The sequence below is a fragment of the Streptomyces sp. NBC_01283 genome, from assembly GCF_041435335.1.
In the GTDB taxonomy this organism is placed as follows: Bacteria; Actinomycetota; Actinomycetes; order Streptomycetales; family Streptomycetaceae; genus Streptomyces.
The window spans coordinates 6,155,144-6,172,470 of sequence record NZ_CP108430.1; the positions used below are offsets into that span (position 1 = coordinate 6,155,144).

Annotated in this window: 18 protein-coding genes; 9 read left to right on the forward strand and 9 right to left on the reverse strand. The window is 69.9% G+C overall.

Going from position 1 to position 17,327, the window contains the following annotated elements:
- Window positions 1–95 precede the first annotated feature (95 nt).
- Genes OG302_RS27815 through OG302_RS27835 form a run of 5 tightly spaced genes read right to left on the reverse strand, consistent with a single transcriptional unit; the run spans window position 96 to window position 6,804 of the window.
- On the reverse strand, window positions 96–1,079 hold the full coding sequence (locus OG302_RS27815; RefSeq protein WP_371529263.1) for a dihydrodipicolinate synthase family protein: 984 nt from the start codon (window positions 1,077–1,079) through the stop codon (window positions 96–98).
- Window positions 1,076–2,152 carry an oligopeptide/dipeptide ABC transporter ATP-binding protein gene (locus OG302_RS27820; RefSeq protein ID WP_371529264.1) on the reverse strand — a complete coding sequence of 359 codons (1,077 nt, stop codon included), beginning with the start codon at window positions 2,150–2,152 and terminating at the stop codon, window positions 1,076–1,078. The genes OG302_RS27815 and OG302_RS27820 overlap by 4 nt, the downstream gene beginning before the upstream one ends.
- Window positions 2,149–4,140, reverse strand: coding sequence for a dipeptide/oligopeptide/nickel ABC transporter permease/ATP-binding protein (locus OG302_RS27825; protein ID WP_371529265.1), 1,992 nt, complete (start codon window positions 4,138–4,140; stop codon window positions 2,149–2,151). The genes OG302_RS27820 and OG302_RS27825 overlap by 4 nt, the downstream gene beginning before the upstream one ends.
- Entirely contained in the window at window positions 4,140–5,096 is a 957-nt protein-coding gene (locus OG302_RS27830; RefSeq protein WP_371529266.1) for an ABC transporter permease, read from the reverse strand. Before OG302_RS27830 ends, OG302_RS27825 begins: the two co-directional genes overlap by 1 nt.
- Before the next feature lie 58 nt (window positions 5,097–5,154).
- Window positions 5,155–6,804, reverse strand: coding sequence for an ABC transporter substrate-binding protein (locus OG302_RS27835; protein WP_371529267.1), 1,650 nt, complete (start codon window positions 6,802–6,804; stop codon window positions 5,155–5,157).
- A gap of 160 nt (window positions 6,805–6,964) precedes the next feature.
- On the opposite strand from OG302_RS27835, the gene OG302_RS27840 reads away from it, so the two are divergent.
- The 6 genes from OG302_RS27840 to OG302_RS27865 all read left to right on the forward strand — a co-directional run bounded on the left by OG302_RS27840 (window position 6,965) and on the right by OG302_RS27865 (window position 13,783).
- Entirely contained in the window at window positions 6,965–7,693 is a 729-nt protein-coding gene (locus tag OG302_RS27840; RefSeq protein ID WP_371750251.1) for a FadR/GntR family transcriptional regulator, read from the forward strand.
- Between the two features lie 519 nt (window positions 7,694–8,212).
- Window positions 8,213–9,361 carry a PP2C family protein-serine/threonine phosphatase gene (locus tag OG302_RS27845; protein WP_371529268.1) on the forward strand — a complete coding sequence of 383 codons (1,149 nt, stop codon included), beginning with the start codon at window positions 8,213–8,215 and terminating at the stop codon, window positions 9,359–9,361.
- A 23-nt stretch (window positions 9,362–9,384) separates the two neighbouring features.
- Complete coding sequence (locus tag OG302_RS27850) at window positions 9,385–11,289, forward strand: beta-galactosidase (protein WP_371529269.1); 1,905 nt, start codon at window positions 9,385–9,387, stop codon at window positions 11,287–11,289.
- A gap of 103 nt (window positions 11,290–11,392) precedes the next feature.
- The gene (locus OG302_RS27855) at window positions 11,393–11,878 is read left to right on the forward strand and encodes a GNAT family N-acetyltransferase (RefSeq protein WP_371529270.1); all 486 of its coding nucleotides are present in this window, start codon (window positions 11,393–11,395) and stop codon (window positions 11,876–11,878) included.
- Between the two features lie 274 nt (window positions 11,879–12,152).
- Window positions 12,153–13,175, forward strand: coding sequence for a ThiF family adenylyltransferase (locus OG302_RS27860; RefSeq protein ID WP_371529271.1), 1,023 nt, complete (start codon window positions 12,153–12,155; stop codon window positions 13,173–13,175).
- A gap of 5 nt (window positions 13,176–13,180) precedes the next feature.
- Entirely contained in the window at window positions 13,181–13,783 is a 603-nt protein-coding gene (locus OG302_RS27865) for a GNAT family N-acetyltransferase (protein WP_371529272.1), read from the forward strand.
- Window positions 13,784–13,882: 99 nt separating this feature from the next.
- On the opposite strand, the gene OG302_RS27870 is transcribed toward OG302_RS27865, so the two are convergent.
- The 3 genes from OG302_RS27870 to OG302_RS27880 all read right to left on the reverse strand — a co-directional run bounded on the left by OG302_RS27870 (window position 13,883) and on the right by OG302_RS27880 (window position 15,447).
- Window positions 13,883–14,236, reverse strand: coding sequence for a hypothetical protein (locus OG302_RS27870; RefSeq protein ID WP_371529273.1), 354 nt, complete (start codon window positions 14,234–14,236; stop codon window positions 13,883–13,885).
- Between the two features lie 195 nt (window positions 14,237–14,431).
- Complete coding sequence (locus tag OG302_RS27875; RefSeq protein ID WP_371529274.1) at window positions 14,432–14,632, reverse strand: DUF397 domain-containing protein; 201 nt, start codon at window positions 14,630–14,632, stop codon at window positions 14,432–14,434.
- On the reverse strand, window positions 14,614–15,447 hold the full coding sequence (locus tag OG302_RS27880; protein WP_371529275.1) for a helix-turn-helix domain-containing protein: 834 nt from the start codon (window positions 15,445–15,447) through the stop codon (window positions 14,614–14,616). The genes OG302_RS27875 and OG302_RS27880 overlap by 19 nt, the downstream gene beginning before the upstream one ends.
- A 118-nt stretch (window positions 15,448–15,565) precedes the next feature.
- On the opposite strand from OG302_RS27880, the gene OG302_RS27885 reads away from it, so the two are divergent.
- Genes OG302_RS27885 through OG302_RS27895 form a run of 3 tightly spaced genes read left to right on the forward strand, consistent with a single transcriptional unit; the run spans window position 15,566 to window position 16,612 of the window.
- Window positions 15,566–15,748, forward strand: coding sequence for a hypothetical protein (locus OG302_RS27885; protein ID WP_371529276.1), 183 nt, complete (start codon window positions 15,566–15,568; stop codon window positions 15,746–15,748).
- The gene (locus OG302_RS27890) at window positions 15,745–15,966 is read left to right on the forward strand and encodes a hypothetical protein (protein WP_371750401.1); all 222 of its coding nucleotides are present in this window, start codon (window positions 15,745–15,747) and stop codon (window positions 15,964–15,966) included. The genes OG302_RS27885 and OG302_RS27890 overlap by 4 nt, the downstream gene beginning before the upstream one ends.
- A 16-nt stretch (window positions 15,967–15,982) precedes the next feature.
- Window positions 15,983–16,612: a DUF1266 domain-containing protein gene (locus OG302_RS27895; RefSeq protein ID WP_371529277.1), complete on the forward strand. Its 630-nt coding sequence runs from the start codon at window positions 15,983–15,985 to the stop codon at window positions 16,610–16,612.
- Between the two features lie 7 nt (window positions 16,613–16,619).
- Here OG302_RS27895 and OG302_RS27900 read toward each other — a convergent pair whose 3' ends face one another.
- Window positions 16,620–17,297, reverse strand: coding sequence for an AIM24 family protein (locus OG302_RS27900; RefSeq protein ID WP_371529278.1), 678 nt, complete (start codon window positions 17,295–17,297; stop codon window positions 16,620–16,622).
- Window positions 17,298–17,327: the final 30 nt, after the last annotated feature.

Here is a 17,327-nt window from a genome sequence, read left to right on the forward strand (position 1 = left end):
GGGGAGAATTCCAGCCCGTCCGGCGTTTGAGGACGAACTCGGCGAAGCCGGTGACAGACGGCACGCGACGCCGCCCCGCAGCGGGACGCCGGGGGCTACAACAACCCGGCCCCGGCCAAGAACTTCCCCACCCGCTCAACCTCTCCGGAGGAGAGCGGCACCTGCGGCTCAGCGGTGGCCGCACACGCGATCACACCTCGCAGATGCAGCGCCGCCTTGAACGCGCCGAGCGCGGACGAGCTGCCGCCCATCCGCCCGGCATCCCCGACCCGCACCATCCCGAACAGGCCGCACAGCCGCTCCTGTTCGGCCCGTGCCCGCACCCAGTCACCCTCCCGGCAGGAGCGGTACAGCCGCGCGTACCCCTCCGGGTCCACGTTCCCCAGGCCCGGCACCACCCCGTCCGCGCCCATCGCGAGCGCCGTGTCCACCGTCGTCTCCGAACCCGTCAGCACGCTGAAGCCCGAGAGGTCCGCCCGCCCCCGCGCCCCGAGCACCACCTCACGGAAGTTCCCCTCGTCCCCGCTGGAGTCCTTGAGACCGGCGAGCACGCCGTCCGCCGCCAGTTCAAGGACGAGCTCCGCGGCCAGTTTCGTGTGGACGCCCACCGGGAGGTCATACGCGAAGACCGGTACCGGTGACCCCGCCGCGACCAGCCGGAAGTGGCGTGCCACCTCCACCGGGTGGGTGCGCGTGTAGAAGGGGGCCGTCACCACCACTCCGTCGGCCCCCGCGTCCGTCACCGAGCGGACGTGGTCGAGGACCCGTGGCGTGGCCATGTCGATCGCCCCTGCCAGGACGGGGAGTTGGCCCCCGACGTGTCCGGCCACCGTGTCGACCACCAGCCTGCGCTGGCTGTCCGTCAGGTACGCCGCCTCCGACGACGAGCCGAGGACGAACAGGCCGTCGACCCCGCCCGCCACCAAGTGGTCGACCAGCCTGACGAGCGACGCTGTATCCACCTCGCGGTCCGGTGTCAGAGGGGTGCAGACGGGCGGTACGACACCGGTGAGCGGGGATTCAGAAGGCGAGAAGCGCATCCTTGGAGGAGCGGTGGCGGGCGACGGGCGGGCGGTCATGGATTCTCCCTGGGGCTCGCGTCCGTGGCGGCGGACTGGATCACTAGCTCGTGCGTGGACTGGCCGTCCCGCACGGGGTGGTGGCAGCGGTAGCGGTGCCCGGACCCCTCCGTCGACGCGAAGTCCGGCATGGTGGCGGCGCAAACGTCGTCCGCCTTCCAGCACCGCGTACGGAACGGGCAGCCGCTCGGCGGCCGGGTGGCCGACGGGACCGGGCCGACGAGCGGGATCGGGTCGATGGGGTCGAGGAGGCCGGGCGTCGCCGAGAAGAGCGCCCGGGTGTACGGGTGCCGTGCCCGGTCCAGGATCTCCTGGGCCGGTGACTCCTCCACGATCCTGCCCAGATACATGGTGATGACCCGGTCGCTCATCCTTCGCACCGTCTGGATGTCGTGCGACACGAAGACCAGGGCCAGACCGAGCCGCTCCTTCAGGTCGAGGAGGAGGTTGAGGATCTGCGCGCGCACCGAGACGTCGAGGGCGCTCGTCGGCTCGTCCGCCACCACGAGATCCGGTTCCAGCGCCAGTGCGCGCGCGATCGCCACGCGCTGCCGCTGCCCGCCCGACAGCTGCCCCGGCAGCCCGTCCGCGAGGACCTTGGGCAGCCCGACGAGGGACATCAACTCACGCACGCGTACGTCGCGTTGAGCGGACGTGCCCACCTTGTGCACGTCCAGTGGGTCCCGCAGGATCTGGCGCACCGTCAGCCTGCGGTTCAGTGCCGTCGAAGGATCCTGGAAGATCATGGCGGTGTGCCCGCCGATCGCGGCCCGCCGCTCGGCGGGCGGCATCGTCCACAGGTCGCTTCCCCGGAAGGACACCGTGCCCGCCGTGGGCCGCTGCACTCCCACGAGCACCTTCGCGAGCGTCGACTTGCCGCACCCCGACTCGCCCACGACGCCCACCGTCTCGCCGGGCGCGATGGTCAGATCGGCGCCGGTCAGGGCGTACACGCGGTCGCGCGAGAACAGCCCGCCCGAGCGCGCCCGGTGCACGACGTGCGCGTCGGAGAGGGTGATCAGGTCGTCTGCTGTCCCTGTCGCTGCCGCTGTTTCTGTCGCTGTCCCTGTCACTGGAGGGCCTCGCTTCCCCTGGGTTCCGGCACCCGCGGCGGCTGCTGCGCCGGATGGTGGCAGGCGATGGAGTGCCGTGCCCCGCCGACGAGTCCGGGCGCCGTCGTGCGGCACACCTCGCTCGCGAGGGGGCACCGGTCCGCGAACCGGCAGCCCGCGGGGAAGTCGGCGGGCGAGGGCACGACGCCCTTGATCTGGGTGAGGCGTTCCGCCGCCGATTCGAGCGAGAGCACCGAGCCGAGCAGGCCGCGCGTGTAGTGGTGCGAGGGTGCCTCGACGAGGTCCGCCGTCACGCCCGTCTCGACGATCTGGCCGCCGTACATCACGACCACCCGGTCGGTGACGTCCGCGACCAGGGCCAGGTCGTGCGAGACGAGGATCAGCGCGAAGCCCAGTTCCTCGCGCAGGCGCAGCAGGAGCTGGATGACCTGGGCCTGCACGGTGACGTCCAGGGCGGTCGTCGGCTCGTCCGCGACGATCAGCTTCGGGTCGCGGGAGAGCGCCATCGCGATCAGGACGCGCTGGCGCTGGCCGCCGGAGAGCTCGTGCGGATAGCTGCGCAGGGTGCGGTCCGGGTCCAGGCCGACCAGTTCGAGGAGTTCGACCGCCGTGCGGCGCCCTCCCCGCCGTACGACCTGTTTGAGCTGGGACCGGACCGTCATCGCGGGGTTGAGGGAGGACAGGGCGTCCTGGTAGATCATCGCCATGTCGTGGCCGAGCAGCCGCCTGCGGGTGCGCATCGGCATCCCGATCAACTGCTCGCCGTCGAACGTGACTTGGCCGCCGATGCGGGCCCCCTTCGGTTCCAGGCCCATCACGGTCAGCGCGGTGAGCGACTTGCCGCAGCCCGACTCGCCCACCAGGCCGAGGACTTCACCCGGCCGTACGTGGAAGCTGATGCCGTCGACGATGTCCACGCCGCCGTGCCGGGCGTCGAAGCCGATCGTGAGGCCGGAGACGCTCAGCACCGGAGCGCCCTCCGGCAGCGGGCGCGCGCGGGAGCGCAGACGCTGGGCCGCCTCCGTCAGGCCCGGCAGTTCAAGGACCTCGCCGCTGCCCGGCTCGGGAGCTTCGAGGGGGTCCTCTTTGCGGGCGCCGCGCGGCACGTCGCGGGAGACGGGCGCCGCCCACGCGTCCGAGACGCCCTCGGAGAGGATGTTCAGGGACAGGACCGTGATCAGCATCAGCAGGCCGGGGAAGACCGTCGCCCACCAGCCGCCGAGCAGCACCATGTTCTTGCCGTCGGCGATGACGCTGCCCCAGGACGGGTCCGGGGGCCGCACGCCCGCGCCGATGAACGACAGCGAGGCCTCGAAGACGATGGCCTCGGCGACCTGCACCGTGCAGAACACCAGGATCGGTGCGGCACAGTTGATGGCCACGTGCCTGATGAGGATGTGCGGGGTGCGGGCGCCGACGATACGCTCGGCGACGACGTAGTCCTCGCCGTACTGGTCCATCACGTTCGCGCGCACGACTCGGGCGATCGGCGGGGTGAACAGGAACGCGATGGCGCAGATCAGGACGAGGATGCCGCCGCCGAAGACCGCCACGAGCACGGCGGCGAGCGCGATCCCCGGGAACGCCATGACGATGTCAAGGCCCCGCATCAGCGTCTCGTCGACCGCCTTGCGCGAGGTCGCCGCGATCGCCCCGAGCAGGGCACCGACGAGCAGGGCGAGCAGCGTCGCCCCGAGTCCGATCGCCAGGGACCAGCGCGCCCCGTACATCAGCCGGCTGAGGATGTCCCTGCCGAGGCTGTCCTGGCCCATCCAGTGGTCCGCCGACGGGTGTCCCGTGCCGTCGACCTGGGGTTGCTGGTCGAGCGGGTCGTGCGGGGCGAGCAGCGGCGCGAAGAGCGCCACGAGGACGACCACCCCGACCACGCCCACCGCGACGCGCGAGAGCACCGGGAGGCGGCGCAGGGAGCGCAGCCGGATGCCGGGCCGCGAGAGCCGCTCTGCCAGGGCTTTGCGCGACGTGACCATCAGGCCCCCCTCAGACGCGGATTGACCAGCAGGTGGAGGATGTCGAGGACCAGGTTCACGATCACGAATCCGACGGCCGTCGTGATGACGACCCCCTGCACGACGGCCGGGTCGCCGTTCTTCACGGCGTCGATCATCAGCTTCCCCATGCCGGGCAGCGAGAAGATCGTCTCGATGACGACGGCGCCGCCGAGCAGATAGCCGACGCGCAGGCCGAGCACGGTCAGCGGGTTGATGAGGGCGTTGCGCAGGACGTTCCGGCCGACCACCACGACCGGTGGCAGGCCGCTGCCGATCGCCGTCCTCACGTAGTCCTTGTCGAGTTCCTCGACCACCGCCGTGCGGATGATGCGGGTGAGCCCGGCGGCCACCGGCAGGGAGAGCGCGAGCGCGGGGAGCGTCATCGTCTTCAGCCAGCCGGTGAACGAGTCGCCGGGGTTGACGTACCCGCCGGTCGGGAACCAGCCCGCCTCCACCGCGAAGTACTGGATCATGAGCAGCGCCAGCCAGAAGCCGGGCGCCGCCACCCCGGTCAGCGAGATGACGCGGATCAGCTGGTCGGGCAGCCGGTCGCGGTAGATCGCGGCGGTCACACCGAGCAGCAGCGAGATCACCACGGCGATGCCCAGGCCCATGAAGGTGAGCTGCACGGTGAGCGGAAGCGCGGTGGTGACCTGCTCCACCACCGGTGAGCGGGTGAGCACGCTGATGCCCATGTCGCCCTGGACGAGATCGCCGACGAACGCGACGTAGCGCACCGGCAGCGGATCGAGCAGGCCGTTCTCCTCACGGAACTCGTGCAGTTGCTCCGGGGTCGGATTGGCGCCCTGGAAGAACGCCGACGCCGGGTCGATGTCCGAGAAGCGCATCACGAGGAAGACGAACAGGACGATGCCGAGCAGCAGCGGGACGAGCAGGAGGAGGCGGCGGGCCAGGATTCTGACGATCGCGGTCACGTGCGTACGACTCCCAACGGTGGTGCCGGGACGGCCGGTCGGCCAGTCGGATGGTTGCCTAGTCGGCCCACTTGGCCTGGAGGAGGTTGATGCCCGGATAGGGCTGGGCCTTGATGCCGGTGAGCTTCTTCGGGTCCCAGGCGGTCATCAGCTCGTTGTGCACGACCGGATAGATCACCGCCTGCTCGGCGACGGTGTCGATGTAGTCCTGGACCATGGTCTTCTTCTTGGTCGCGTCGGGCTCGCGCGTCGCCTGGTCCATGTCCCTGAAGAGCTTCTTGGCGACGGCGTCGTCCGCCCAGCGGGCGTAACCCATCCACAGGTTCTCGGGCCCGTAGTTGTAGTGCATGATCAGATCGGGGTCGATGCCGAACTGGTTGGGGTTCGAGGCCGCCGCGACGATCTGGTAGTCCTTCTTCTGGTCCATCTTGGTGAAGACGGCCGTCGTCTCCTGCGGGTCGAGCGTCGTCTTGACGCCGATCGCGTCCCACGAGGCCTTGATCGTCGGCAGACAGTCGACGATCCAGCTCACGTTCACCGCCATGAGGTTGATCGACAGATCCTTGACCCCGGCCTCCTTCAGGAGCTTCTTCGCCTTCGCCGGGTCGTACGCGTAGACCGACTTCGCCGGGCGGTAGGCCGGGTTGGTCTCGTTGAGGAACGAGGTCGACGCCTTGCCGTGGCCCTTGAGCGCGACCTGGATCATCTTCTCGGTGTCGATGGCGTAGTGCAGCGCCTGCCGTACGCGGACGTCGTCGAAGGGCTTGTGCGCGGTGTTGAACATCAGGAACAGGTTGTTCATCCCCGCCCCGCCCTCGACGGTCAGGCCGTCCTTCTTGAGCTGCTCGATGTTGGCGTACGGGATGTTGTCGGAGATCTCCGCGTCCGCGCTGCCGCCGGAGATCTTCGCGACGCGGGGTGCCGCGTCCACGATGGTCAGCCAGTTCATCTTCTTGAAGGCGGCCTTGCGCGGGCCGTTGTAGTCGCCGAACGCCTCGAAGGTGGTGTTGGACTTCGGGTGGTGCGACACCTGCTTGTACGGGCCCGAGCCCACCGCCTTGCCCTTGGTCGCCTCGTCCCAGGCGCCCGGCTTGGAGAAGACGTGCTTCGGCATGATCTTGGCGAGGGAGAGCCGGGCCAGACCGTCCGGGAAGGGGAACCTCAGGGTGAGTTCGACGGTCGTCGCGTCGATCTTCTTGACGCCCTTCAGCCAGCTCTCGAAGAAGCCCTTGGCCAGCGTCTGCGTCTTGGGGTCCAGGATGCGGTCGAAGACGAACACCACGTCGTCGGCGGTCACGGGCTTCCCGTCGTGCCACTTGGCGCCGGGCCGCAGCGTGAACTTCCAGGTGGTCGCCTTGTGGTCGGAGGGGATCTGCGTGGCGAGCGCGGGGTACGGCTCGCGCGTGATGGGATCGGTGTTGAGCAGGCCCTCGTAGATGTGTTCGTTGCCGGCCATCGCGAAGGCGGACGCGGTCTGCGTCGGATCCCAACTGCCGTCGTTCCCATAGCCGATGACGGCGGTGAGGGTGGAGTCGCCGCCCGTGCCGCCGCCCCCTCCCGCGTCATTCGTGGACTCGGGCCCCGACGAGCAGGCGGAGAGCGAGGTGGTGAGGGCGGCCGCCGCGCCCAGCGCACCGGTGTACCTGAGGAAGGACCGGCGGTCCGGTGCGGGTCCGGTGGAGGCGATGCTGGTCTTCTGGTCGCTCACTGTGTCTCCCTTGAGAGATCCCACGTCCTACGTCGTAGTGGCGTGGCGACCATAGGAGCGCCGCGATGGCCGGTCAAGAGATCGCGCACGGATCCGAATCCGGGCCATGCCGGACGATGTTGGTCCGGAGGTGGGACGTGGGATGTCATCCGTGCCTACGATGTGCCGCATGCCTCAGGAGCCAGTCCGCGAACGGCGTGTGGGCAGCCAAGTCCAGCGCGCAGTCATGCAGTTGATCCTCGACAGGAAACTCCGGCCGGGCGCGCTGCTGCCCACCGAGGCCGAGCTGATGGAGGAACTCGGGGTCAGCAGGAACTCGGTGCGCGAGGCACTCAAGGCGCTCCAGGCCCTGGACATCGTGGAGATCAGACACGGCTACGGAACGTACGTCGGGCAGGCGTCGCTGATGCCGCTGGCCGACGGGCTCACCTTCCGCACACTGGTGCAGCTCGCGGACGACACCCATGCGCTCGCGGAGATACTTCAGGTGCGCGAGGTCCTTGAGGAGGGCCTGGTGCGCCGGGTCGCGGTCCTGCTCACGGACGATGAACTGTCCCAACTGGAGTCTCTGGTCCGCAAGATGGAGGAATCGGCGGGCACGGGCGCCGCCTTCCCCGACCTCGACCGCGAGTTCCACGAGACGCTCTACCGCTCGCTGGGCAACGAGCTGGTGCCGCAGCTGCTCGGCGCGTTCTGGAACGTCTTCCACCGGGTGGCGGGCGTACGGGGGTGGGCCCGTGACCCCGCCCCGGAGGTGACGGTGCGCAGACACCGGGACATCGTGACGGCGCTGCGGGCACGGGACGTGGAGCGGGCTCAGCGCGCGATGGCGGACCACTTCCGGGGGATCGAGGCGCGGTCGGGGCAGGAGTCGCGGGGCGTGGGCTAGGGTCCGCACCAGCCGGGCGCACGCCTCGACGAGGTGTTCGCACGAGTCGAGGACCCGGAGGAGCTGCTTGTCGGCGAGCCACTCGGCGACCACGTCCTCGGCGGGCCTGGTGCTCTGGTCGGCCAGGTACGGCTCCTCAAGGGGTACGGCACCGAGCAGCGACGCCTCGCGCAGCGGTGCCAGCTGGATCAGCCGCGCCCCGGGGGCGAAGACCCGCTCGGCCCGGCGGGCGGCCCGCAGCGCCAGGCGCGACTTGCCGACCCCCCCACTCCGGTCAGCGTCACGAGGCGTGACTCTCCCAACATGGCTTCGATGGCGCTCTCCTCCGCGAGGGCCCGGCAGGGGCATGGTCGCCGCAAGTGGCACCCCCTCACCGGCCAGACGTGCAAATACCCGCATGGCGGAGTCAGTCCTGATCATCAAGAGCCCTGCTCCTGTCAACGGGCCGTGAATCTATGGCCCTTACGCCATAGTTGCCGTTCACGAGAGCGGGGTTACACAGAGTCAGGGGGCCTGCGCATGGCCATCCGTGAAGGATGGCGTGAGCGGTGGGGCGCGAGGGTGAGCCGTGTGCTGCCCCTGACCGTCTGCTCCGTTCTCGCCGCCCCGGGAATCTTCGCCGCGGGCTGGGAGCCGGCCGCCGCCATGCTGCTGATCGGCCCACTGGCGTCCTGTGTCCGGCACGGCGTCCGGCACACGGCCGCCACGGCAGGCTGGACCGTGCTCCTCGCCGTGACGGCAGGAGTGACGCGCAGCTTCCCCGCGTTCCCGGGCCCACCCTTCCTGGTGGAGTTCCTGGTGCTGCTCGCGGGAGGCGCGCTGGCCGTCGTCGTCGCCGCCCGGCAGAGCGCGGGAGAGGTCGCGCTGGCCCGGGCCACGGAGGTGGCGCGGGCGGCGCAGGGCGCGATCCTGCGGCCGGTGTCCGAGCAGATCGGCGGCATCGACGTCTGCACCCGCCACCACTGCCCGGTCCAGGGGGCGACGGTGGCCGGGGACGTGTACGACATCGCGCACACGCCGTACGGACTCCGGGTGTTCATGGGGGACGTACGCGGCCACGACCTGGAGGCGCTGCGCATCTCGGCCGGGGTCATCGGAGCGTTCCGCGACCTCGCCTACACCACCCCGCGCCTGCCCGACCTGGCGCGGGCCCTGGACGCGCGGATCACGCCGGAGCTGGGCCCGGAGGACTTCGTCACCGCCGTCTTCGCCGAGTTCGCCCAGGGTGAGGTGCGGCTCGTCAACTGCGGGCATCCCGCGCCGCTGCGCGTCGGCCGGCGGGTCAAGCTGCTCGAAGCTCCGGCGCCCGCCGTGCCGTTGGGGCTCGGCTCGAAGCCCGTGATGCACCGGAGCTGGCTGCAGCCCGGCGACCGGATGCTGTTCTACACGGACGGGCTCAGCGAGGCGCGTGACGCGGACGGCACCGACTTCCCGCTGAGCGAGGGCGCCGCCCACGCGCTGGCCGAACCGCTGGCGTCGGACGCGCTGGACGCGCTCTACGCGCGGGTGACCGAGCACACGGGGGCGCCGCTGGCCGACGACGTGGCACTGATGCTCTGCCAGCCGGCCGAGCCGACCGAGGGCTGTGCCGTACCGGACCCGGCCTGCCTGGCCCCACCGAAAACGTCCTCCTCATCCACGGCCTCCTCCGCCTCTGGCGACGGGTGAGCCGACGTCCTACGTTGTCGGCCATGGATGAAACCGCGCGCCTGCGACGCCTCTACGGGCGTCTCGCGTCCCTCGGGTACGGCGGGGACTACAACCCCGAGCAGTGGGGCCCCGAAGTCCACGCCGAGGACGCCGAGTTGATGCGCGAGGCGGGCGTGAATCTCGTGACGCTCGGGATCTTCTCCTGGGCGAAGACGGAGCCCGCCCCGGGGGCATACGATTTCACCTGGCTCGACGGTCACCTGGACCGCCTGGCGGAGGCGGGCGTCGCGGTCGGCCTGGCCACGATGACGGCGTCCCCGCCCCCCTGGCTGACGCGCCTGCACCCCTCCGTCCTCCCGGTCACGGAGGACGGGGTCCGCCTGCATCCTGGCTCGCGCCAGCACTGGTGCCCGTCCAGCCCGGTCCACCGCACCCACGCCGTACGCCTCGCCGAGCGCCTGGCCACGCGCTATGGCACGCACCCCGCGCTGGCCCTCTGGCACATCGGCAACGAATACGGCTGCCACATCTCGCGCCACTGCCACTGCGAGGTGTCGACGGCGGCGTTCCGCGGTTGGCTGCGGCAGCGCTACGGCACGGTGGCGGAGCTCAACGACGCCTGGTCGACGGACTTCTGGTCGCAGCGCTACGGCACCTTCGAGGAGATCCACACCCCGCGCAAGGCCCCGTCGTTCCGCAACCCGGCCCAGCAGCTGGACTACTGGCGCTTCTCGTCGGACGAGCTCCTGGCGTGCTACCTGGCGGAGAAGGAGGTCCTGACCCGCATCACACCGGACGTACCGGTCACGACGAACTTCGTCCCGCTGGCAAAGACCCTTGACCTGTTCGCGTGGGCCCCCCACCTGGACGTGATCGCGTACGACTCCTACCCGGACCCGCACGACGAGTCCGCCCCGCACCGGACGGCCTTCTCGTACGACGTCATGCGCGGACTGAAGGACGGCCGGCCGTGGCTGCTCCTGGAACAGGCCCCGGGAGCGGTCAACTGGCGTGAGCGCAACGGCAGGAAGCCGCCGGGCCGGATGCGCCTGGACAGCTGGCAGGCGGTGGCGCACGGCGCGGACTCGGTGCTGTTCTTCCAGTGGCGGCAGTCGCGCGGGGGCGCAGAGAAGTTCCACTCGGCGATGGTGCCGCACGGGGGCCGGGAGACGCGGATCTTCCGGGAGGTGCGCGAGCTGGGCGCGGAACTGGCCTCGTACCCCGATCTGTTGGGTTCCCGCCCCGAGCGGGCGGACGCGGCCCTGCTCCTGGACTGGCCCAGCTGGTGGGCCCTGGAACTGGACGCGCACCCCAGCGCGGACGTACGGCTCCTGGACGCGGCCCTGGCCCACCACAAGCCGCTGTACGACGCGTCGGTGGCCTGCGACGTGGTGTCAGCGAAAACGGATCTGGCGGCCTTGACCAGGTATCGCCTGCTCCTGATCCCCAATCTTTACTCGGTGACGAATGAGACAGCGGAACGCATCTGCACGTATGTCAGAACCGGCGGCACGGTGGTCATGTCCTACTTCTCCGGAATCACCGACGAACACGACCGGGTCCACCTCGGCGGCTACCCGGCCCCCTTCCGCGCCCTCCTTGGCCTACGCGTGGAGGAGTTCGACCCCCGCCCCGACGGCACCTGGACGGAGGAGATCCACCTGGAGGGAGCGCAGGCGGTGACCTCGTCCCCCGAAGGCGCCCCGACGGTGACCCGCCACACCTACGGCGAAGGAACGGCCTGGTACCTGAGCACACGCCCCGCCCCCAAGGAGATGCGCGCACTCCTGGACCGCGTGCGAGCGGAATGCGGCGTGCGGCCGACCTTGCCGGACCTTCCCGAGGGGGTGCGGGCGCGGACGCGGGTGACGGCAGCGGGGGACCGGCTGCATGTGGTGCTGAACGAAGGGGACTTGAGTGTGGAGGTGCGGCGGGAGAGCCGCTGACCGGCACCCGGCGCCCCGGCGCCCAAGGCGGCTCCCCTTCCGGGACGCCGCCCGGCAGCAATTCCCGGTGCGGCGCCCTGTCCGACGGGGTTAGCGTCGCGGTATGCCCGAACTCCAGCGTCTGCGCCCCGGTCACGCTCCCGCCCTGCTCGCCTTCGAGCGGGAGAACCGGGAGTTCTTCGCCAGGTCCGTCCCCGATCGTGGCGACGCCTACTTCACCGGGTTCGCCGCGCGGCACGCGGCCCTGCTCGCCGAACAGGCGGACGGCAGCTGTCACTTCCATGTGCTCGTGGACGAAGAGGGGGCGGTGCTCGGGCGCGTCAATCTGGTGGATGTGGCGGAGGGCGAGGCCGAGCTCGGTTACCGCATCGCCGAGCGGGTGACCGGGCGCGGGCTCGCCACCTCCGCCGTGCGGCAGGTGTGCGGGATCGCCGGTGCCGAGTACGGGCTGCGCGCGCTGCGGGCGGCGACGTACGCCGACAACGCCGGGTCGCGGACAGTGCTCGTCCGCGCCGGGTTCGTGGCCGTGGGCGAGGTGGAGGTCGAGGGGCGGGCCGAGGTGCGCTATCGGCGTGAGACGGCCGCCTGAGGCCTGATCGGTCCCAGGTCAGAGGGCGCATGAGGGGGGCACGGGAGGGGCAGGGGGGCGTGCGTCATGCGAAGATCAATTCGAGAGTGCGCCCCAGGGTGATGGGCCGTCGAAGTTGTCGATCACCCGGCTATTTTTGGCGCTCGTGAACAACTCCACTTCAGTGGCCGAACCGACGCGTGCTCACCACAGGGAATCGTTTCGCCCTGTCCTGTTCGATCTCTCCAGGCCATCGGAGCGCGAAGCTCTGCACGATCTCCGCGCGTCCGGCCGGGTGCGCGACGTCCACGACCAGATCGACGCACAGCTCGAAGAGCTCGTCCGGTGCCTCTCGCCCGACGCGGGGCTCGGGGGTGCGGAACTGGCGGCCGCCGTCTCCCGGGTGACCGATGGCGTCCCCGGCGACGCGTACGGGACTTGGGCCTGGTACCCGTGGTCGGGCCGTCTCGTGCACGTACTGCCCAGGGACGAGTACCGACTCGTTCGTACCGACCGCAACCGCGGAAAGATCACCCGCTCCCAGCAGCGTGCCCTGCTCACCCGGAGAATCGGGGTGATCGGCCTCTCCGTGGGTGCCGCCGCCGCACTGGCGTGCGCCGCGGAAGGCGTCGGCGGAACCTTCCTCCTCACCGACTTCGACCGACTGAGCCTGTCGAACCTCAACCGGCTGCGGGCCGGCGTCCACGAACTGGGCGTCGAGAAGACGGTGCTGTGCGCACGGGCCATGGCCGAGCTGGACCCCTACCTCCACGTCGAGATCTACCGGGAAGGCCTCGGCGAGGCCTCGCTGGCCGCGTTCGTCAAGGCCGGACCTGATCTGCTGATCGAGGAATGCGACAGCCCGTGGGCCAAGGTCGCCGCCCGTGAACTGGCCCGCGAGCGAAAGATTCCCGTCCTCATGGAGGCGAACGACCGCGGACTGCTCGACATCGAGCGCTTCGACATGGAACCGGACCGCCCCCTCTTCCACGGCCGCATCGGAGAGACGACCGCCGCCGACGTACGACAGCTCGACCGTGCCGCGCTGACGGCCTTCATGATGCGGGCCGTGGGCGCCGAACGGCTCAGCCCCGCGATGACCGCGGCGCTCCCGCAGGTCGGGCGCACCCTCTCCAGCTGGCCGCAACTCGCCAGCGGGGTCCTGCTCGGCGGGGCGTTGGTCACCGACAGCGCCCGCCGCATCCTGCTGGGCGAGCCCGTCCCCTCGGGCAGCTACAGCGTCGATCTCGACGCCCTTATCCCCGCCGCCGACGTCCCCGCCTCCCGTGTCTCGCCCACCGCCGAGGGCGCCCGGTGAGCGCGATGCCCGCACTGCACGGCACACACCTGCGGCTGCGAGAACTGTGTCTCGACGACCGGGAGACCTACGTACGGATCTTCACGCACCGGGGCCTGACCCGGTACCTGGGCACCGACCGCCTCGACAGACCGCAGGCCGAGAAGTCCTTCATCCGCGCGCTGGCCCAACCGCTCACGGAATCCCGCCGCAAGTACACGCTCGCGGTCTGCCCGCCCTCTCCCGAGCCGGACACCATGATCGGCACCATCGGTCTCCTGCGCGAGGACTACGGCAGCAACGCGATGATCACCGGCCTCGTCGTGCTGCCGGGGTCACCCGCCAGCGGCCACACCCACGAAGCGGGCCGTCTGCTGCTGGCCTACGCCTTCGGTCAGCTGGGCCTGCATCGCGTGTGGGCGGGCCACCGGAGCGACCACACCCACATGCAAGGCGTCATGCGGGCCGCCGGGTTCGCCCCGGAGGCCAACCTGCGGCAGCTGTTCCACACCAGCGGCATCTGGCACGACGTCACGACGTACACCGCCCTCGCCCCGGAATGGAAGCGTCAGGCGACCGAGTCCGAGACGCGCATCCTGGACGGCGAGCCCCTCACGCGCGTGCCGTGAGGTCGTGCACCTGGTTCGGCACCGGGGTCCCCGCCGCCTTCCGGCGGGGACCCCGGCAGCACATGCCCTAGATCTTGCCGCAGTGGAGATTCATCTCCTTCAGCTGCCGCCGTTCTGGTAGACCCCTTCGTGCGCCCTGGCCACCCACTTCACCTTGCGCATGTTGGTCGGCGTGATGCGGGTGTCCATGAGGTATCCCTGCCGGGTGAGGTCATGGGTGTAGACCCTCGAACCCGCCTTGGTGGACTTGAACTTGTGCCGGACCCAGCCCATGCCCCAGGAGCGGATGACGACCTGCTTCCCGCGGGCGCAGCTCTTTGTGCCGCTCTTCTTGGCCATCACCTTGGTGGAGCGGCCGCTCCTCGGCTTTCCGCCGCCCTTGCTGCAGTAGGCGTACACCTTGCTGAGGTTGTCCTTGCCCGCGCCCCACTCATTGGTGACCTTCCACCGCACCTTGCGGGGTGTACCCCGTGGCCGTCACGAAGCCGTGCGCGGTCTTGCCGCGTCCGCAGTTCGTCGTCCCCTTCTTGGATGGAAGCCGTCGCCAGCGGCGCCCGTGGCGCTGGCGGCGGCGGCCTGCGTGGGTCCGTTCACCCCGACCGGTGCGAGGACCGCGGCGGCCAGCGCGGTGACCGCCCTGCTCGCGGCTCAGCGCGTGACGCCCGCCACGAACGCGGCCCAGGCTTCGGCGCCGATGAGCAGGGCGGGGCCCTGCGGGGCCTTGCTGTCACGGACGGGGATGATGCCGGGGACGAAGTCGTACGCGACCTCTATGCATTCCTCTCCGCCGTCGCCGCCACTGTGGCTGCTCTTGCGCCAACGGGCGTTGCTCAGGTCGTACTCGCGCATCGTCTGAAAACCTCCGACGCCGAATCGATCAGATCCAGGGACGCCTCCGGCGACAACGCGACGGCCCTGAGCTGATCGTAAGACGACCTGGTCCGCTTCACCACAGCCGGATCGTCCAGCAAGTTGCCCGAAAACACGGCCTCTGTATAGACAGTTGGCGGTGCGTCCTCGAACTCCATGAGCCGCATCATCTTGCCCATCGGCGAGTACGCCCCGGCCGCGAACGGGAGCACCTGGACCACCACCCTGCGCTCGCGTGCCATCGCCGCGACGTGATCGAGCTGCCGGGCCATCGCGGCGGGACCGCCGACCGGTACGCACAGCGCCGTCTCGTGCAGGATCGCCCAGTACACCGGACGTGTCGCGTCCTTGAGGATCAACGTGCGGTCCATACGGGCCCTGACGAGCTCCTCGACGTACTCGTCGGTGGCGAGAGGGTTACTGCCCAGGAAGACGGCTCGTGCGTACTCAGAGGTCTGCAGAAGGCCCGGGACCACTGCCGGAGCGAAGTCGCAGATCTCCGTCGCCAGCCGCTCCAACTCCGCAGCATGCGCGAAGTACTCCGTATACGGCTGATCCTTGATGAGCTTGCGGCACATTCGCTCGAAAATGCCATCGGTTTGCAGAACCTCGTCGAGTCGCTGCGCCACATCCAACTGTGGTTTGCGAATGGCCTGTTCGAATAGGCCGATGTATCCGCCGGACACAAAGACCTGCACCCCCAGCGCCGACTGGGTGAAACCAGCGGCCTCTCGACGCCGCTTCAACTCCGCCCCGAAGAACTCCCAAGCCGCCTGCCGCGAACCATTGGCCATGGCCAACCACCTTTCACTGCACAGCAGTTGTGCGGCACAGACTCCTGTCGAGTGTAGGACGAGGCCGTTGCCATCGGCACGTGAAGCGTGAAATCCGATGGGAAAGGGGAGCCCCTTCATGGCTGATGGACAGGCGCACTCGGCGCCGTGCGTCGAAGAAGCGGAGGAGACCGTGAAGGAATTGCGTGCCGCACTCGCGCGGGCCGGAATTATTCTTCCGTCATTGCGGATCGGCCCCACATCCTGGGCCCGCGAAGCCCCCTGTCCGCTCATTGAATTGGCGGGCGGTGAGCCGAAGTGAATCTGTATCTGCCCGTCGGCGCCTACGCCGTGGACACCCGCACCGGACAAGTGGGCCGCGTGATGGGCCACGAAGGGCCCTACGTCCAGCTCCGGCCCTTCGGCGGCGGGAGGGAGTGGGACTGCGTGCCGGACGCGCTCAGGACCGCCACCACGGCGGAGCGGCTGCGTGCGGCGACGGCCTATGCCAACGCCCGGAGCCGGGGTGAAGTGCCGTGACGTAAGGTGCGGGCGCATGGCCATATGGAAGTGGAGAAAGCCCAGGGTCGAGTCCAGGTACCCGACGCCGCTCACCATGCACCAGCTCTGGATGGTGTCGCTGAGCGCGCCGGTCAGCCGGGACAAGGACGCCTCACGGACCACCCTGTATCCGTTCACCCGCGTCGACGACGGCAAGGCCCAGAAGTGGCTGGCCGAGCAGTGGGAGATCACCGCCCCCGAGCAACTGCTCGGGCGCCTGAGCGGACTCGCCAGCACCGGCTACCGCGCCATGGCCCGGCGGCGCACCGGTGTGGCGCCCCTGGCCTGGGACATCGCGCTGTACGTGGACATCTCCCGGCGCGGCTACGCCTGCGGCATGCTGAGCGAGGCCGACACCTGGGCGCGGCTCAAGAACGTCGTACCGACGGTCGCGGGGACGTACGCCTCCTGGCAGGAGTACGCCGACCACTACCTCCTCGGCAGGCAGGTCTGGCGGGAGAGCCTTGAAGGCACGGAGGACCAGGACTTCCCCGCGCCCCAGGCCGTCTCCGACGCCCATCTGAAAGCCCTCCTGGACCCGGCGAACCGGACCAGCCCCTGGAACCTCGCCCCCTGGGAAGCGATCAGCAGGCCCGACCAGGCGCGCCCCGCCCGCCGCGGGTAGCAGCGCCCTAGTGCTGCTGCGGCTTCTGCGGAGTCGCCTCGCTCGGCCGCACGATGACATACCCCTCGCCGCGCAGCAGCAACTGCACCGCCTCGCCGGAACCACCCCTGATCATGGAGCCGATCGACTGCGAGCGGTGCAGCGACGTGTCCAGGTTCGCGGTCCAGCCGACCACTGCGTCCGTGTCCACGTACACCGGCTGCTGCGGCGACACCGGAATCACCAGCGGGTTGCCGTCACAGACCAGACCGAGCTGCCCGGAACCCGTGAAAACACTGTTGAAGAGGCCACCGCCCGTGACGCCCGCACCCTTCACCGTCTTTATCTCGTACGACAGCGTCGCGTCGAAGCACAGGACGTTGCGGCCGTTGACGGTGAGGACGTCGCCCGGCTCGATGTCGACGATGAAACAGTTCTGCGCCTCGTGCGCGAACCACGCCTCACCCTGACCGCGCACCGCCATCAGCGGCAGACCCTCACCGGTCATCGCCCGCTTGAGCATGCCGCCCACGCCCTGGCCCTTGCGCTCGAACTGCAGGTCGCCGCGGTAGGCGATCATCGCGCCCTGCCGCGCGTGCATCTCACCGTTGACCGCGTACTTGATGGACTTGGCGTTCTGCAGGGTCATCCCGGGGACGACGGACTGCTGCGCCATGTGCTCCGTGGAGAACAGCTCACTCTTCATGCGGGCATTTTGGCAGCTGTGAGGGATACG

What these genes read in the sequence shown, in the direction of transcription:
- OG302_RS27815 (WP_371529263.1), bottom strand. Translation starts at nt 1,079, where the DNA reads ATGACCGCCCGCCCGTCGCCCGCCACCGCTCCTCCAAGGATGCGCTTC.
- OG302_RS27825 (WP_371529265.1), bottom strand. Translation starts at nt 4,140, where the DNA reads ATGGTCACGTCGCGCAAAGCCCTGGCAGAGCGGCTCTCGCGGCCCGGC.
- OG302_RS27840 (WP_371750251.1), top strand. Translation starts at nt 6,965, where the DNA reads ATGTGCCGCATGCCTCAGGAGCCAGTCCGCGAACGGCGTGTGGGCAGC.
- OG302_RS27845 (WP_371529268.1), top strand. Translation starts at nt 8,213, where the DNA reads ATGGCCATCCGTGAAGGATGGCGTGAGCGGTGGGGCGCGAGGGTGAGC.
- OG302_RS27850 (WP_371529269.1), top strand. Translation starts at nt 9,385, where the DNA reads ATGGATGAAACCGCGCGCCTGCGACGCCTCTACGGGCGTCTCGCGTCC.
- OG302_RS27855 (WP_371529270.1), top strand. Translation starts at nt 11,393, where the DNA reads ATGCCCGAACTCCAGCGTCTGCGCCCCGGTCACGCTCCCGCCCTGCTC.
- OG302_RS27865 (WP_371529272.1), top strand. Translation starts at nt 13,181, where the DNA reads ATGCCCGCACTGCACGGCACACACCTGCGGCTGCGAGAACTGTGTCTC.
- OG302_RS27875 (WP_371529274.1), bottom strand. Translation starts at nt 14,632, where the DNA reads ATGCGCGAGTACGACCTGAGCAACGCCCGTTGGCGCAAGAGCAGCCAC.
- OG302_RS27880 (WP_371529275.1), bottom strand. Translation starts at nt 15,447, where the DNA reads ATGGCCAATGGTTCGCGGCAGGCGGCTTGGGAGTTCTTCGGGGCGGAG.
- OG302_RS27885 (WP_371529276.1), top strand. Translation starts at nt 15,566, where the DNA reads ATGGCTGATGGACAGGCGCACTCGGCGCCGTGCGTCGAAGAAGCGGAG.
- OG302_RS27895 (WP_371529277.1), top strand. Translation starts at nt 15,983, where the DNA reads ATGGCCATATGGAAGTGGAGAAAGCCCAGGGTCGAGTCCAGGTACCCG.
- OG302_RS27900 (WP_371529278.1), bottom strand. Translation starts at nt 17,297, where the DNA reads ATGAAGAGTGAGCTGTTCTCCACGGAGCACATGGCGCAGCAGTCCGTC.